This is a genomic window from Caballeronia sordidicola (genome assembly GCF_001544455.2).
GTDB lineage: Bacteria > Pseudomonadota > Gammaproteobacteria > Burkholderiales > Burkholderiaceae > Caballeronia > Caballeronia sordidicola.
The window spans coordinates 49642-64559 of record NZ_FCOC02000024.1 but is presented as its reverse complement, the minus strand read 5'-3'; the positions used below and the strand labels follow the sequence as shown (position 1 = coordinate 64559).

Sequence of the window (14918 nt, the reverse complement as noted above, 5' to 3'; positions counted from 1 at the left end):
TATGGATTTCGAAATGCTGGAAACGGAAACCAACGGAACGATCATCAAGGTCGTCGGTGTTGGTGGCGCAGGCGGTAATGCAGTTCAGCACATGATCAACCGCGGCGTGCAGGGCGTGGATTTCATCGTCATGAATACGGATGCGCAGGCGCTCGCGCGTTCGCGTGCTTCGTCGGTAATCCAGTTGGGCAACACGGGTCTGGGCGCTGGCGCCAAGCCGGACATGGGCCGCGCCGCCGCGGAAGATGCGCGCGAGCGTATCGCCGATGCTTTGCGCGGCGCGCACATGGTGTTCATCACTGCGGGCATGGGTGGCGGCACGGGTACGGGTGCAGCGCCGGTCGTAGCTCAGATCGCGAAGGAAATGGGCATTCTCACCGTTGGTGTAGTCAGCAAGCCGTTCGAATTTGAAGGTGGCCGCCGCATGCGCGTGGCCGAAGCTGGATCGCAGCAACTGGAGGATCACGTCGACTCGCTGATCGTCGTTCTGAACGACAAGCTGTTCGAGGTGATGGGCGACGACGCCGAGATGGACAAGTGCTTCCAGTGCGCTGACGACGTATTGAACAACGCTGTTGCCGGTATCGCGGAAATCATCAACGTCGACGGGCTGGTCAACGTCGACTTCGAAGACGTGAAGACGGTGATGGGCGAGCAAGGCAAGGCAATGATGGGCACGGCGACGGTTGCCGGCGTCGATCGCGCGCGTCTTGCTGCGGAACAGGCGGTTGCAAGCCCGCTTCTCGAAGGCGTGGACCTGTCGGGCGCGCGTGGCGTGCTGGTGAATATCACGTCGAGCCGGTCGCTGCGTTTGTCGGAAACGCGTGAAGTGATGAACACGATCAAGTCGTACGCAGCGGAAGACGCGACCGTGATCTTCGGCGCGGTGTACGACGACGCCATGGGCGATGCATTGCGCGTGACGGTCGTGGCAACCGGCCTGGGCCGTGCTGCGAAGAAGCAACAAGCTGCACCGATGACCCTGCTGCGCACCGGCACGGACAATGCACCGATTGCACACGCACAGCACAGCTATGCGCCGCAGCAGTCGAACGGCACGGATTACGGCGCGCTGGATACGCCGGCGGTGTGGCGTTCGTCGCGTGAAACCGCGGCTTCGCACGTGCAGGCGCTGCAGGAAAAGGGTGTGGATACGTACGACATTCCGGCGTTTCTGCGCAAGCAAGCCGACTGATGCTTTAAAGCCTGGGCGTACTGTTCCGATGTAAGCGCCCGCAGGCAAAAGTTTCAGGAAGAAGGGTTGTTCTGCGTTCGTTTCAGGCCGCGTCTTCGTGATGCTGGACTGTGGCGGCGTGACCGCTTCAATAACGTGCATCATCATCGTCTATATTTGGATGAGATCGACGCGTCAGGCGGTGGCAGGACAAGCGTCTCGTGTGATGAATAAGGTTTGAATCGCTGGCGTGTTCAGCACTGACTCAGGGAAAGGCCGATCAATGATCAAGACAGGTGAAACGCTGCCCGACGAACGCCTCTACGAATTTATCGACGTGGCGACGGAAGGCTGCGCCGTGGGACCCAACGGTTTCGCGGTGCGCGAGCGGACGGCGGGCAAGCGCGTGGTGATCTTCGGATTGCCGGGCGCGTTCACGCCCACCTGTTCCGCCAGGCACGTGCCGGGTTTTATCGAGAATGCGGAGAAACTGGCCGCGGCGGGTATCGATGAAATCTGGTGTGTCTCCGTCAACGACGCGTTCGTCATGAACGCGTGGGGACGCGATCTTCAAACCTCGGGCAAGGTGAAGATGATCGCCGACGGCAGCGCGCGTTTTACTCGAGCACTCGGCCTCGATCAGGATTTGTCGGAGCGTGGCATGGGAATTCGCTCCCAGCGCTATGCCATGGTGGTCGAAGACAGCGTGGTCAAGACGCTGAATGTCGAAGCACTCGGCAAGTTTGAAGTCAGCAGCGCTGAAAGCGTTCTGGCGACGCTGGGCTAATGATGTGTTTTAACAATGTTGTGCTGGCGGTTGATTGCCCGGCGTTTGTTGCATTGCCGCAACAGAAGATAACGCCATCGCGCGACCTCCGTAATGCCGCATAACAAAGTCGCAACAAAGCCGTAACACGGCGCCGATGCCCGGGAATGCCTCCATTCCGGGCATCGGCCCGACCCTATTTGCTTTCGCGTGAATCTGGTTTTCGCGTACCGGGCTTAAGCAGTAACGGGGAGAAACAAGTTGCAGTGCTCCCGCTCGGGACGACGCGAAGGGATTGGAGTATACTTCGTGCTATCGAATACAAATTCACGATTGATTCTCTCAATGGAGAGTCGCAATCGAAGCGAAAAAAATCATGTTGAAGCAGCGAACCATTAAAAGCATCGTCAAAACCGTCGGGATCGGCCTGCATTCCGGCCGCAAAGTGGATTTGACGCTTCGTCCCGCACCGGCGAATACCGGGATTGTTTTTGCGCGTATCGACTTGCCTGAGCCGGTCGATATTCCCGCATCCGCGTTGGCGATTGGCGACACGCGCCTGGCTTCTGTCCTTCAGAAAGACGGCGCGCGTGTTTCGACCATCGAGCATTTGATGTCGGCGTGCGCGGGCTTGGGTATCGACAATCTGTATGTCGATGTCACGGCTGAAGAAATTCCGATCATGGACGGCAGCGCTGCTTCATTCGTGTTTCTGATTCAATCGGCGGGTATTGAAGAACAGAACACGGCCAAGAAATTCATCAAGGTGACGAAGCCGGTTGAAATCCGCGACGGCGATAAATTCGCGCGTCTCGATCCGTATTTCGGCTTCAAACTGAAGTTCACCATCGATTTCCGCCACCCGGCAGTCGATAAAACCGGTCAGGCGCTGGAAGTCGATTTCGCCAATACCTCCTATGTCCGCGATATTGCACGCGCGCGGACATTTGGTTTTGCACACGAAGTAGAAATGATGCGTGAACTCGGACTGGCGCGCGGCGGCAGCATGGATAACGCGATTGTCCTGGACGAATATCGCATTCTGAATAACGATGGTTTGCGTTATGAAGACGAGTTTGTAAAGCACAAGATGCTGGATGCAATCGGTGACCTTTATGTGGTTGGTCATCCGTTGCTGGCGTCTTATGCAGCATATAAAGGCGGTCACGCAATGAACAATATGTTGCTGCGTGAATTGCTGGCGCACGAAGACTCGTACGAGATCGTGACGTTTGAAGATAAGCAGGCGGCGCCTCGCGGCTTTGCTTTCGATACTCAAACGGCTTTCGCATAAAGCAGTTAAAGAATCAATACGAAGATGAGCGGTGGCCTTTGGGCGCCGCTCATTTTTTTTGTGCTTTTGCCTGATGGCGCGCGGCCATTTTCGCGAGCGCTTCTTTAAGCGGCGATGGTTCGAGGGTTTCAGCCAGTGTTTGAAGCGCGTTCGCGCCAGCTTCGGACATGCGTGCCTGTTTTGGCGGAATGACTTCTTTCATTGCTTGCGGACGCACGCGAATCTTTAAAGCATTGACCGCCCATCCGCGTTGTTGCAAATCGATTAAAAGACGTGGCTCGATATGCCGCAAACGCGCGGCCAGCGCATTATGTCCGGCGAATAGCGAAAGCACGCCATCCTTTATAAAGCCCGGTTCCACATTCGCGCCTAGATAATCCGGCAACAGCGCCATCAAATCCCGCTGGAGCGCCGTTATCTGCTCAACGCCCGCGCGCAACGCCAGAAATTCGCTGGTGCGGCCCAGGACATCGGACAACGCCTGTGGTTTGCGTGGATCGAAACGCGGAGGCGGCCTTGAATTTGGCGGGAAACGGCTCATTGTTGTGTCTGCGGAGGCTTGGCGGCGATGCGAGGATTGTAACGCCGCGCCGCGTGCGGCAAGAGGGCGCGCCCGGCGTTTCAAAGCCTTTGAACGTAGCGCTAGTTGCTTTATCACAAAAGATGCGGGCACAGGCTACAGCGGGGGCGCGTGCTAAAATCCCCGATTCGATTTCACCATGGACTGAAGCCGCCGAGGTTCCCCGGACTGGGGCGCACTCCGCGCGCTCCAAGCCGATACCGCGACGCAGACACTGATCCGATGACCACCGGTTTCCTCCAAAAGTTTTTTGGCAGTCGCAACCAGCGCCTAGTCAAGCAATACCAAAAGACCGTTGCGGCGATCAATGCTTTCGAGCCGACGATCGAGCAGTACACGGACAAGCAACTGCGCGCCAAGACCGAAGAATTCCGTCAGCGCGTGGCGAGCGGAGAGTCGCTCGACCGGTTGCTGCCCGAAGCGTTCGCGGTATGCCGCGAGGCGAGCAAGCGCGTGCTGAAAATGCGGCACTTCGACGTCCAGCTTATCGGCGGTATGGTGCTGCACTACGGCAAGATCGCGGAAATGCGCACGGGCGAGGGCAAGACGCTCGTCGCCACGCTGGCCGCGTATCTGAACGCGTTGTCCGGGCGCGGCGTGCACGTCGTGACGGTGAACGACTACCTGGCGCAACGCGACGCCGAGTGGATGGGCAAGCTCTACAACTTCCTCGGGTTGTCGTGGGGCATCAACCTGTCGCAGATGGAACACGCGCAGAAGCAGGAAGCCTATGCCGCAGACATCACGTACGGCACGAACAACGAGTTCGGCTTCGACTACCTGCGCGACAACATGGTCTACGAGCCGCAGGCGCGCGTGCAGCGGCCGCTGAATTTTGCGGTCGTCGACGAAGTGGATTCGATTCTTATCGACGAAGCGCGTACGCCGCTGATCATTTCCGGCCAGGCCGAAGATCACACTGAACTCTACGTGCGCATGAATGCGCTGCCGCCGCTGCTCGAGCAGCAGATCGGCGAAGAGAAAGCGGACGGCTCGGGTGTCGAAAAACCGGGCGACTACACGCTCGACGAAAAAGCGCGCCAGGTTTTCCTGACCGAACAAGGTCACGAAAAAGCCGAGCGGCTTTTGGCCGAATGGGGTCTTATTGGCGAAGGCGAAAGCCTTTACGCGCCGCAGAACATCACGCTGATGCACCACGTGTATGCCGCGTTGCGCGCGCATACGCTGTTCTTCCGCGACCAGCATTACGTGGTTCAGGGCAATGAAGTCGTGATCGTAGACGAGTTTACGGGGCGCATGATGACCGGCCGCCGCTGGTCGGACGGCTTGCATCAGGCCGTGGAAGCGAAGGAACACGTCAAGATCCAGAACGAGAACCAGACGCTTGCGTCGATCACGTTCCAGAACTTCTTCCGCATGTATTCCAAGCTGTCCGGCATGACCGGAACGGCCGATACCGAAGCGTACGAATTCAACGAAATCTACGGCCTTGAAACCGTCGTGATTCCGACGAACCGGCCGCCGAAGCGTATCGACAAGCAGGATCAGATTTACAAGACCGCCAAGGAACGCTACGACGCCGTCACGCGCGATATCCGCGATTGCGTCGAACGCGGACAGCCGGTGCTGGTCGGCACGACTTCCATTGAAGCATCGGAACTGCTTTCTGGCCTGCTTACGCAAGCCGGGCTCAAGCACGAAGTGCTGAACGCCAAGCAGCATGCCCGCGAAGCCGCGATCGTGGCCGAGGCGGGACGTCCGAGCGCCGTGACCATTGCCACGAACATGGCCGGCCGCGGTACGGACATCGTGCTGGGTGGCAATGTGGAGAAACAGTCGTCGTTCATTCTCGCCGACGAATTGTTGTCGGACGACGAAAAACAACGCCGCATCAAGGCGCTGGAAGACGAATGGCAAGCGCTGCATGATCGCGTGAAGGCGGCGGGCGGGTTGCATATTGTGGGTACGGAACGCCATGAATCGCGTCGTATAGACAACCAGTTGCGCGGCCGCGCCGGGCGTCAGGGCGATCCGGGTTCGTCGCGCTTCTATCTGTCGCTGGACGATCCGCTGTTGCGCATTTTCGCCGGCGATCGCGTGCGCTCCATCATGGATCGGCTGAAGATGCCGGAAGGCGAGGCAATTGAGGCGGGCATCGTGACGCGTTCGATTGAATCGGCGCAGCGCAAGGTCGAAGCGCGTAACTTCGATATCCGCAAGCAATTGCTCGAATACGACGATGTATCGAACGATCAGCGCAAGGTGATTTATCAGCAGCGCAATGAATTGCTCGAAGCAACCGATGTTGCCGAGACGATCACCGCGATGCGCCAGAGCGTGATCACCGAAGTGACACGCACGTATGTGCCGGCCGGAAGCATTGAAGAGCAGTGGAGCGCGCCGGAACTCGAAGAAGCGCTGCGTAACGACTGGTCGCTCGATCTCGCGGTTCAGGAGATGATCAACGAGTCGAATTCCATCGATGCCGACGAGATTCTCGAAGCTGTAGTCGCCGCCGCCGACGAAGCGTATGAAGCGAAGGTTGCGCTGGTCGGTCGTGAATCGTTCAGCGCGTTCGAGCGTTCGATCATGCTGCAGACGCTTGACAGCCGCTGGCGCGAGCACCTCGCCGCGCTCGATCATCTGCGTCAGGGCATTCATTTGCGTGGTTACGCGCAGAAAAACCCGAAGCAGGAATACAAGCGCGAGGCGTTCGAACTGTTTGCGGCCATGCTGGATTCGGTGAAGCAAGAGGTCACGCGCGTTGTGATGAACGTACAGATCCAGTCGCCGGAACAGCTCGAAGAAGCGGCCGAGCAGTTCGAAGAGAAGGGCAGCCATCTGGAAAACGTGTCCTTCCAGCACGCCGACTTTGACGGCAGCAGCGCAGCCACAGCGGTCGCCGCCGACGCCACCACACAAATGGTCAATCAGGCCATGGCCTACGGTGACGACACCACGGTAGCAACCCACGTTTCCACCGACGACGTCCCGAAAGTCGGCCGCAACGACCCGTGCCCGTGCGGCAGCGGCAAGAAGTACAAAAACTGTCACGGCAAGCTCGCATAATCGGCGGTCTAAACGCTTTGGCAAATTGATGTATGCAGGACAGGCGACGCAGTGATGCGTCGTTTGTCTTTGGCAGATTGGTTTTACGTTTCGCGGCGTCTGTTTTTCCGTCTTTTATCAGTCAGGCGCCGTTTCATTCATCTTTCGTGTCGTTGCGCTTCCTGCGCTCCGGCACTCGCCACTTTCAGCGAGTCGCGAACATGGCCGTCAATTTTCCCTCGATCGATCCCGCCAACCTGCATCCCGTCGCCGGCGTCACGCTTGGCTGGGCCGAGGCGAATATCCGAAAACCGAATCGCAAGGATCTGCTTGTTGTGCAGATTGAAGAAGGCGCGACGGTGGGCGGCGTGTTCACCCTGAACCGCTTTTGCGCGGCGCCTGTAACCGTGTGCCGCGAGCATCTGGACGCGGTGCGCGCGGGTGGCAAGGGCATTCGCGCGCTGGTCGTGAATACCGGCAACGCGAACGCGGGAACCGGCGAACCGGGCATGGCGCACACGCGCGAGACCTGCACGGCGCTGGCCGCTTTGCTCGGTCTGGACGCCGCGCAGATCCTGCCGTTTTCTACGGGCGTGATTCTGGAGCCATTGCCCATCGACCGGTTGAAGGCTGGATTGCCTGCCGCACTTGCCAACCAGAAAGTGGCTCACTGGTTCGACGCGGCGCAAACCATCATGACGACCGATACGCTGCCGAAAGCGGCATCGCGCCAAGTTCAGATCGATGGTCACACGATCACGCTCTCGGGCATCAGCAAGGGCGCCGGCATGATCAAGCCGAACATGGCGACCATGCTCGGTTTCCTCGCCTGCGACGCCGCCGTTTCGCAGTCCGTGCTCGACACGCTGATCAAGCACGTCGCGGATCGCTCGTTCAACTGCATCACCATCGACGGCGATACCTCCACGAACGATTCTTTCATCGTGATCGCGTCGGGCAAGTCGACATTGCCTTTGATCGATTCAACGGATTCGGCGGCGTACGCCGCTTTGCGCGACGCGGTGACATCGGTGGCGCAGGAGCTTGCGCAATTGATCGTGCGCGACGGCGAAGGCGCAACCAAGTTCATGACGGTGACCGTGGAAGGCGGCACGAACGAAGCGGAATGCCGGCAGATCGCGTACGCTATTGGCCATTCGCCGCTGGTCAAGACCGCGTTCTACGCCTCGGACCCCAACCTCGGCCGGATTCTCGCGGCAATTGGCTATGCGGGCGTGACGGACCTGGACGTGAACAAGATCGACCTGTATCTGGACGATGTGCTCGTCGCGAAAAAGGGCGGCCGGAATCCGGATTATCGCGAGGAAGACGGCCAGCGCGTGATGAAAAAAAGCGAGATCGCGATCCGCGTCTTGCTCGGCCGCGGCCAGGCCGCCGCCACCATCTGGACGTGCGATCTTTCGCACGATTACGTCAGTATCAATGCCGACTATCGCTCCTGAACCGCGAACTTTTCCATGGATAAACTCGAACAATTTCTGACGCGCGCCGAAGCAGTCCTGGCGCGCGTTGAAGGGATGTTGCCGCCCGCCGCGCCTGAAATCGATTGGGATAAAGCCGTGGCGTTCCGCTGGCGCAAGCGTCAGGGACGCGGGTTTTTGCAACCGGTGCCGAACCTGTCGGCGCTGTCGCTCGATGATCTTTGCAATATCGAACGCCAAAAGCAGTTGATCGAGCAGAACACGCGGCAGTTCGTGCGCCGGGCGCCGGCGAACAACGTGTTGCTCACGGGCGCGCGCGGAACGGGCAAGTCGTCGCTGATCAAGGCGTGCCTGAACGCATACGCGTCCGAGGGTTTGCGTCTGATCGAAGTCGATAAGGACGATTTGCACGATCTTGGCGACATAGTCGACCTGATTTCCACACGGCCGGAGCGGTTCATCGTTTTCTGCGATGACCTCTCGTTCGAAGATGGCGAGTCGGGTTACAAGGCGCTGAAGGTGGCGCTCGACGGCTCCATTTCGGCGCAATCGGACAATGTGCTGATCTACGCCACGTCGAACCGGCGCCATTTGCTGCCCGAATACATGAGCGACAACGAGACCTACAAACACACGTCGGATGGCGAGATTCATCCGGGCGAAGTGGTTGAAGAAAAGATTTCGCTGTCCGAGCGATTCGGCTTGTGGGTGAGCTTCTACCCGTTCAAGCAGGACGATTACCTGACCATTGTCGGGCACTGGCTCAAGCACTTTGGCTGCCAGGAAGAAGAGATCGCGAATGCGCGCGGCGACGCGCTCGTCTGGGCGCTGGAACGTGGTTCGCGCTCAGGCCGCGTGGCATGGCAATTCGCGCGCGACTATTCGGGCCGCAAAGCATGACCCTCCTGGACGCGGGTTCTTCGGGCACGGCGCCTGACGGGCGCAAGGTTACGGACGTGGCGGTCGGCGTGCTTGTCCAGCCGGACGGCCGTTACCTGTTGGCGCAGCGTCCGGAAGGCAAACCGTACGAAGGTTACTGGGAGTTTCCGGGCGGGAAGCTGGAGACTGGCGAAAGCGTTGAGGCAGCGCTCGTGCGGGAGTTGCACGAGGAATTGGGTATCGATGTCACTGCTTGCGAGCGCTGGCGGACGCTGGAGCATGACTATCCCCACGCATACGTGCGGCTTTACTTCTGCAAGGTGACGGCGTGGAACGGTGAACCGGCTGGCCGGGAAGGTCAGGCGCTTGCCTGGCAGCATCTTCCCGCCGATGTGGCGCCGTTGCTGCCCGCAGCCATTCCAGTGCTCGAATGGCTCGCGGCGGAAGCAGTTTAAGCGGCTCGTGCGCTGGTATCAGTTCAGGCCGCTATAAGAATCATCGTCTGGCGGCGTGTCCTGCTGACCGCCGCCGATCTTGTACTTCTCGGTCGCCCACGCACCAAGATCGATTTGCTTGCAACGGTCTGAACAAAACGGGCGGAACCGGCTTTCCGGAACCCAGCGTACGTCCTTTGCGCAAGTCGGGCATTTAACGATGGTAGTCATTAGGCAGTGCGGATCTGATAAAGGTTGAGTTCAGTAAATGAGGGTTTTTAACCCGATTTAAAGACTGCACAGTGTCAGGTGAAATGGAATGTCTGCGTCGACGGCACGCGGCCTCAAGTCACCGTCCTGCACCGTGAAGCGTACCCAAAGCATGTATTTGTTCGCGCTGGCCTCGGGAATCAGGCGCGTATCCGACGGCACGCGGACCTGCATCAGTTGATATGTCCGGCCCGACAGCATCTGCTGATAGCTGCCCTGCATGGCCATTACCTTCGATGCCTGCCCCGATTCGCGCGCGAGGCGCAGCACGATGGTGGCCGCGTCACGCAAAGGCAGCATGGGCGTGACCCACTTCGCAATATCCCCGCGGCGCTGCTCGGCCGGGCATTGCTGCCACGCAAAATACGACGGCAGATCGAAGCGGCACGTTCCTCCGGGAATGATCGTCCTGCTGCGAATGCTGGCGAGCCATTCGTTGTCCGCGAGATGCTGGCCTGTCTTGCCCTGCATCTGGCCAAGTCCCGCCAGCGTCTGTTCGATCTCACCGAGCACCGACTCCAGCGCCTCCTGCTCGATCCCGGGGTTTCCCCGGAACGGCGCGAGCGTCTGGCGTTGCCGCTCCAGCTCTTTCATCAGATCGGCCTTGAGGTCCGTACGGCCCGCGACTTCAGCAATCTCGAACAGCGTGGTCAAAGCAGCGTGGTGTTCGCGCGGGTCTTCTTGAGTCAGAAAGAAGGTGAAGCGCTCGAAAAGATCTTCGAGACGCAGCAGCGTCCTGATTCGCTCGTTGAAGGGGTACTCGTAAAGGATCAAGCGCGCTCGCCTCGGCGTGGGTCGAAAGTTTCGATTGCAGAAAGTGAGGACATTCTAATGCCGCATCAAACCCCAGGCAAATCTCCACGTTGAATCGCATCCGATGCCCGTTTTCAGCGCCGATGATGAGGAATTCGAACGCGTTGCATGCACTTGCTAGGAACGCGGCTTGCTCGCCCGCGCTGCCATCTCGATATAGCGCCCATGCAAAACGTCGACCTCGCGCTGCAATTTTTCCAGCGTGGCAGCGCAGTCGTTGACCACGACGTCGTCAGCCGCAGCGAGCCGTGCTTCCCGCGTTGCCTGACGGGCGATGATGGCTTCGACCTGTTCCCGCTCGAAGCCATTACGCTGGATCACGCGTTCGATCTGAGTTTCCACGGGGCAATCGACAACGAGAATCCGGTCGACGTGTCTGGCCCGCGCTCCCGCTTCGATCAGCAACGGCACCACGACGATGTGATACGCACCGGGCGCTTCGCTGCGCTGCCGCTCGCTTTCTGCGCGGATCAGCGGATGCGTGATGGATTCGAGCTGGGCTTTCGCGGCGGGATCGGTGAATACGCGGGCACGCATCTTCGCGCGATCCATGGAGCCATCGGCGGCGACAAACTCAGGGCCGAACGCACTTTCGATCAGCGGCATGGCGACGCCTCCGGGTGCTGTGATCCGATGCGCGATCACGTCGGAATCGATGATCGCGACTCCGTGCGCCGCGAACATATCCGCCACGGTCGTCTTGCCGCTACCAATCCCGCCCGTCAAGCCGATGCTGAACATCTCGCGACTCCTCTCTTTATCCGAACAGCGTGTAGAACGGCGTGCCGAAGAACAACGTGATTGCGCCACCGGCTGCAAGAAATGGCCCGAACGGAAGCGGTTCCTCGAAACGCATCTTGCCTATGCCGGTAGCCACGAGTCCAAAGACAGCGCCCGCAAGCGCCGATACCAGCACGATCTGCGGCAGCGCTTCCCAACCTAGCCATGCGCCGAGCGCGGCGAGCAGCTTGAAATCGCCATAGCCCATTCCTTCTACGCCGCGTACGAGCCGGAACAGCCAATATACGCACCATAGAAACAGATAACCCGCGATCGCGCCGATCACCGCTTCGTGCAGCGGGACGAACGCTGTGTCGTCGAGATTGACAATCAGGCCTGCCCACAGCAGCGGCAACGTGAGCGAGTCGGGAAGATAGCGGGTATCGAAGTCGATCAGGCTCATGGCGAGCAACGTGGCGCACAGGCCGAACGCCGCGAGCGCGATCCATGTTGGACCGAACGCAAAAAGCGAAAGCGCGGCGAGCAGCGCGGTCGCAAGCTCCGTCAGCGGATAGCGTGCGCTCACGCGCGCGCCGCACTTGGCGCAACGGCCACGCAGCAGCACATAACTCACGACCGGAATGTTCTCCCAGGGGCGCAGCACATGGCCGCAATGCGGGCAGGCGCTACGCGGCACGGCAAGGTTGTAGCGTTGCGCCGGCTTGTCTTCTAAATCGCTTTCAATGGCGGCTTCCGCGCGCCACGCGCGTTCCAGCATGATCGGCAACCTGTGCACGACGACGGTCAGGAAGCTGCCGATCACGAGCCCGAACACGATCGCGAAACCATACTGCGCCGCGAGCGGCAGTGCGCCGAAAGCGGAACCGTAAGCGTCGAGATAGCGGCCTGAAAACTCCGCCTGATACGAGGGATGCATGACTCTCCTGGGTTGAATTCGGCTGCGATCCTACACCACCTACACCACATTCCCGAGCTGCACGATTGGAAGATACATCGCCACAACAAGGCCGCCCACCAGCGCGCCAAGCACGACGATCACCACTGGTTCGCACAAGCTCGCGAAAGCGCTTGTCTGTTCGTCGACCTGACGGTCGCCCAGTGTAGCCAGATCGAGCAGCATGGCGTCCAGTGATCCGGACTCCTCGGCGACTGCTATTGGCTGTACGACATCCGGCGGAAAGCAGCCAGCCGCGCGCATGGCGGCGGCCAGGCGTTCGCCACGCCGAAGCCGTCCGGCGATCTCGGTGGTGGCGGTATCGAAGATGCGGTTTCCCGTGGCATTCGACAAGGAATCAAAAGCATCGGATAACGGCGTTCCAGCCGCGAGCAACGTGCCGAGCGCGCGGCTCCATCGGGCAACGGCGAGCGCACGCAGCAGCGAACCCGCAAGCGGCAACTTCAGCACGGCGCGGTCAAACACGCTGCGGATTGAAGGCACCTGTTGCAACAGCCGCTTGAACATTGCCACGGAGATCATGCAAAAGAGCGCGAACGGCACGCTCCAGCGCGCAACGCCATCCGATAACGCCAGCACAAAGAGCGTGGGTGCCGGCAGCTTCGCACCGAAACCGTCGAAGATCGTTTTGAAGGTCGGCACCACGCCGATCAGCAATCCCGCCGTAATCGCAAGAGAGAGCAGCAGCACGGCGACCGGATAGGTGAGCGCGGCACGCAGCTTCGCGCGCTGGGCGCCGGCTCGCTCGCGATCTTCCGCGAGGCGCGCGAGCACGGTCGGCAGCGCGCCGGCCATTTCACCGACTGATACCAGTTGGCAGTACAGCGCGTTGAAGCATGCCGGATGACGCGCCAGCGCGTCTGAAAAGGCAATACCTCGCGTGATGTCCCGCTCGACCGATCCGACAATGCGCGGCAAGCCGCCGCGCGAAGGTGTCTGCGCAATAAGGTCCAGACATGGCGCGAGCGGCAGTCCTGCGCGCAGCAAGCCGGCGAGTTGCCGGGTGAAAAGGGTGACATCGGTGGGCCGGGCCTTGGGCGGCGGTGCTGGTCCCAATCTAGTGAGTTCCAGCGCCGTTACGCCATTGCGTTTAAGGGCGGCGCGCGCCGCCGTGGCGTCCGTGGCGATGGTCTTGCCTCGTTTGTTCGCACCGGTGGCGTCGATGCCTCGCCATCTGAAGCGCGCATCTGATGGCTGGGATGGTTGCATCAGTTGACCTCCGTCGCACCGGCTGCTTCTGCCACGCTTGTGACGCCTTCTCGCACTCGGGCGAAAGCAGCTTCGCGCAGGCTCGGCATGCCTTCGCTTTGCGCCTGCCGCGTAATGCCGTGAGTAGCGGCGCGAGCCACGATCAATTCGCGCAGTGCATCCGAGACGGGCATGAGTTGGTGAACGCCAACACGCCCGCGATACCCAATGCCGTGACACGTAGCGCAGCCGCGTGGTTCGAACGGACGGAAGCCCGGCTCCAGTTCGAACTCGGACTGCACGCGGCACGCTTCACAAAGCCGGCGCACGAGTCGCTGAGCCGTGATGAGCTTGAGCGCAGAGGCGAGGTTGTATGGCGCAATACCGATATCGAGCAGTCGCGCGATGGCGGAGGGCGCGTCGTTTGTATGCAGCGTCGAGAGCACCAGGTGCCCGGTTTGCGCCGCCTTCACGGCGACATCGGCAGTCTCGGCGTCGCGGATTTCCCCGACCATGATCACGTCCGGATCCTGCCGCATGAACGCTCGCAACGCCACGGCAAAAGTAAGTCCGGCTTTCTCCCGAACGCTGACCTGATTGATGCCCGCGAGCTGAATTTCAGCGGGATCTTCAACCGAGCACACGTTGCGCGATTCGGCGTTGAGCATTTGCAGGAAGCAATACAGCGACAAGGTCTTGCCGCTACCAGTTGGTCCCGTGACAAGCACGAGACCGTGTGGCGCGTGGATGGCAGCCTTGATGGTCTTCTGCTGGTTGCTAGTAAGTCCTAGCGCGGCCAGAGACAGATCCTTGGGCAGCGAATCCAGCCGGCGCAAGACGAGCTTCTCACCGAACAGCACCGGCAGTGAATTGACTCGATAATCCTCCAGGTTTCCATTGGCGAGCGGTAGCCGCAGGCGCCCGTCCTGAGGCACACGCCGCTCCGCAATGTCCATCCGGGCGAGCACTTTGATGCGCGTGGTGAAGGCGTCCCGCAAGTGGCGCGGCGGCGTGAGATAGGTGTGCAGTGCACCGTCGATACGCAGGCGAATCCGCCATTCGTGTTCGCCGGGTTCGATGTGGATATCAGATGCGCCGCGCGCCGCGGCTTCACGCAGGGTGTCGGTGAGCAATGCAACCGCGGGCGCACTGTCTGCCTCGGCGATAACTTCGACGGGACGGGCGCTGAACTGCGGCGGCGGTCTGGAAAAGGTGACAGGCAGGGAGGACGGCATGGGCGTGGCTCGTTGAACGGTATGTCCCGATCATGACCGCGTACGCCATCGATTAAAACTAGGCCGAATGGCTAACGCTCAGACACGCGAAAAACCAGGCCGAATGGCCAACGCGAAGCCGCCGGCGACGCAAACCCT

At 60.2% G+C, this 14918-nt stretch carries 14 protein-coding genes; 7 read left to right on the top strand and 7 right to left on the bottom strand.

Going from position 1 to position 14918, the window contains the following annotated elements; translation table 11 throughout:
* The first annotated feature begins 1 nt into the window (after position 1).
* The 3 genes from ftsZ (at position 2) to lpxC (ending at position 3234) form a co-directional block, all read left to right on the top strand.
* A complete protein-coding gene (gene ftsZ, locus AWB64_RS26485) occupies positions 2 to 1195 on the top strand; it encodes a cell division protein FtsZ (RefSeq protein ID WP_060858380.1) in 1194 nt (397 codons plus the stop codon).
* A gap of 262 nt (positions 1196 to 1457) precedes the next feature.
* Entirely contained in the window at positions 1458 to 1961 is a 504-nt protein-coding gene (locus AWB64_RS26480) for a peroxiredoxin (protein ID WP_060858379.1), read from the top strand.
* 355 nt (positions 1962 to 2316) lie between these two features.
* Positions 2317 to 3234: a UDP-3-O-acyl-N-acetylglucosamine deacetylase gene (lpxC, locus tag AWB64_RS26475; RefSeq protein WP_060858378.1), complete on the top strand. Its 918-nt coding sequence runs from the start codon at positions 2317 to 2319 to the stop codon at positions 3232 to 3234.
* A gap of 49 nt (positions 3235 to 3283) precedes the next feature.
* On the opposite strand, the gene AWB64_RS26470 is transcribed toward lpxC, so the two are convergent.
* Positions 3284 to 3775: a DciA family protein gene (locus AWB64_RS26470; protein WP_060858377.1), complete on the bottom strand. Its 492-nt coding sequence runs from the start codon at positions 3773 to 3775 to the stop codon at positions 3284 to 3286.
* Between the two features lie 261 nt (positions 3776 to 4036).
* On the opposite strand from AWB64_RS26470, the gene secA reads away from it, so the two are divergent.
* The 4 genes from secA to AWB64_RS26450 all read left to right on the top strand — a co-directional run bounded on the left by secA (position 4037) and on the right by AWB64_RS26450 (position 9599).
* Positions 4037 to 6844, top strand: a complete 2808-nt coding sequence (gene secA / locus AWB64_RS26465) for a preprotein translocase subunit SecA (RefSeq protein WP_060858376.1) — start codon at positions 4037 to 4039, stop codon at positions 6842 to 6844.
* Positions 6845 to 7044: 200 nt separating this feature from the next.
* On the top strand, positions 7045 to 8286 hold the full coding sequence (gene argJ / locus AWB64_RS26460) for a bifunctional glutamate N-acetyltransferase/amino-acid acetyltransferase ArgJ (RefSeq protein ID WP_060858375.1): 1242 nt from the start codon (positions 7045 to 7047) through the stop codon (positions 8284 to 8286).
* Between the two features lie 15 nt (positions 8287 to 8301).
* Positions 8302 to 9165: an ATP-binding protein gene (locus tag AWB64_RS26455; RefSeq protein WP_060858374.1), complete on the top strand. Its 864-nt coding sequence runs from the start codon at positions 8302 to 8304 to the stop codon at positions 9163 to 9165.
* Complete coding sequence (locus tag AWB64_RS26450) at positions 9162 to 9599, top strand: NUDIX domain-containing protein (protein WP_060858373.1); 438 nt, start codon at positions 9162 to 9164, stop codon at positions 9597 to 9599. The genes AWB64_RS26455 and AWB64_RS26450 overlap by 4 nt, the downstream gene beginning before the upstream one ends.
* An 18-nt stretch (positions 9600 to 9617) precedes the next feature.
* On the opposite strand, the gene yacG is transcribed toward AWB64_RS26450, so the two are convergent.
* From yacG to AWB64_RS26425, 6 genes are all read right to left on the bottom strand, one after another.
* The gene (gene yacG / locus AWB64_RS31170) at positions 9618 to 9809 is read right to left on the bottom strand and encodes a DNA gyrase inhibitor YacG (protein WP_075643361.1); all 192 of its coding nucleotides are present in this window, start codon (positions 9807 to 9809) and stop codon (positions 9618 to 9620) included.
* 57 nt (positions 9810 to 9866) lie between these two features.
* Entirely contained in the window at positions 9867 to 10622 is a 756-nt protein-coding gene (zapD, locus tag AWB64_RS26445; protein ID WP_060858372.1) for a cell division protein ZapD, read from the bottom strand.
* A 156-nt stretch (positions 10623 to 10778) separates the two neighbouring features.
* Positions 10779 to 11402, bottom strand: a complete 624-nt coding sequence (gene coaE / locus AWB64_RS26440; protein WP_060858371.1) for a dephospho-CoA kinase — start codon at positions 11400 to 11402, stop codon at positions 10779 to 10781.
* 16 nt (positions 11403 to 11418) lie between these two features.
* Positions 11419 to 12318 carry a prepilin peptidase gene (locus AWB64_RS26435; protein WP_060858370.1) on the bottom strand — a complete coding sequence of 300 codons (900 nt, stop codon included), beginning with the start codon at positions 12316 to 12318 and terminating at the stop codon, positions 11419 to 11421.
* Between the two features lie 39 nt (positions 12319 to 12357).
* Complete coding sequence (locus AWB64_RS26430) at positions 12358 to 13566, bottom strand: type II secretion system F family protein (protein ID WP_060858369.1); 1209 nt, start codon at positions 13564 to 13566, stop codon at positions 12358 to 12360.
* Entirely contained in the window at positions 13566 to 14780 is a 1215-nt protein-coding gene (locus tag AWB64_RS26425; protein WP_082850636.1) for a GspE/PulE family protein, read from the bottom strand. Before AWB64_RS26425 ends, AWB64_RS26430 begins: the two co-directional genes overlap by 1 nt.
* Between the last annotated feature and the right edge of the window lie 138 nt (positions 14781 to 14918).

What these genes read in the sequence shown, in the direction of transcription:
- ftsZ (WP_060858380.1), top strand. Translation starts at nt 2, where the DNA reads ATGGATTTCGAAATGCTGGAAACGGAAACCAACGGAACGATCATCAAG.
- AWB64_RS26480 (WP_060858379.1), top strand. Translation starts at nt 1,458, where the DNA reads ATGATCAAGACAGGTGAAACGCTGCCCGACGAACGCCTCTACGAATTT.
- lpxC (WP_060858378.1), top strand. Translation starts at nt 2,317, where the DNA reads ATGTTGAAGCAGCGAACCATTAAAAGCATCGTCAAAACCGTCGGGATC.
- AWB64_RS26470 (WP_060858377.1), bottom strand. Translation starts at nt 3,775, where the DNA reads ATGAGCCGTTTCCCGCCAAATTCAAGGCCGCCTCCGCGTTTCGATCCA.
- secA (WP_060858376.1), top strand. Translation starts at nt 4,037, where the DNA reads ATGACCACCGGTTTCCTCCAAAAGTTTTTTGGCAGTCGCAACCAGCGC.
- argJ (WP_060858375.1), top strand. Translation starts at nt 7,045, where the DNA reads ATGGCCGTCAATTTTCCCTCGATCGATCCCGCCAACCTGCATCCCGTC.
- AWB64_RS26455 (WP_060858374.1), top strand. Translation starts at nt 8,302, where the DNA reads ATGGATAAACTCGAACAATTTCTGACGCGCGCCGAAGCAGTCCTGGCG.
- AWB64_RS26450 (WP_060858373.1), top strand. Translation starts at nt 9,162, where the DNA reads ATGACCCTCCTGGACGCGGGTTCTTCGGGCACGGCGCCTGACGGGCGC.
- yacG (WP_075643361.1), bottom strand. Translation starts at nt 9,809, where the DNA reads ATGACTACCATCGTTAAATGCCCGACTTGCGCAAAGGACGTACGCTGG.
- coaE (WP_060858371.1), bottom strand. Translation starts at nt 11,402, where the DNA reads ATGTTCAGCATCGGCTTGACGGGCGGGATTGGTAGCGGCAAGACGACC.
- AWB64_RS26435 (WP_060858370.1), bottom strand. Translation starts at nt 12,318, where the DNA reads ATGCATCCCTCGTATCAGGCGGAGTTTTCAGGCCGCTATCTCGACGCT.
- AWB64_RS26430 (WP_060858369.1), bottom strand. Translation starts at nt 13,566, where the DNA reads ATGCAACCATCCCAGCCATCAGATGCGCGCTTCAGATGGCGAGGCATC.
- AWB64_RS26425 (WP_082850636.1), bottom strand. Translation starts at nt 14,780, where the DNA reads ATGCCGTCCTCCCTGCCTGTCACCTTTTCCAGACCGCCGCCGCAGTTC.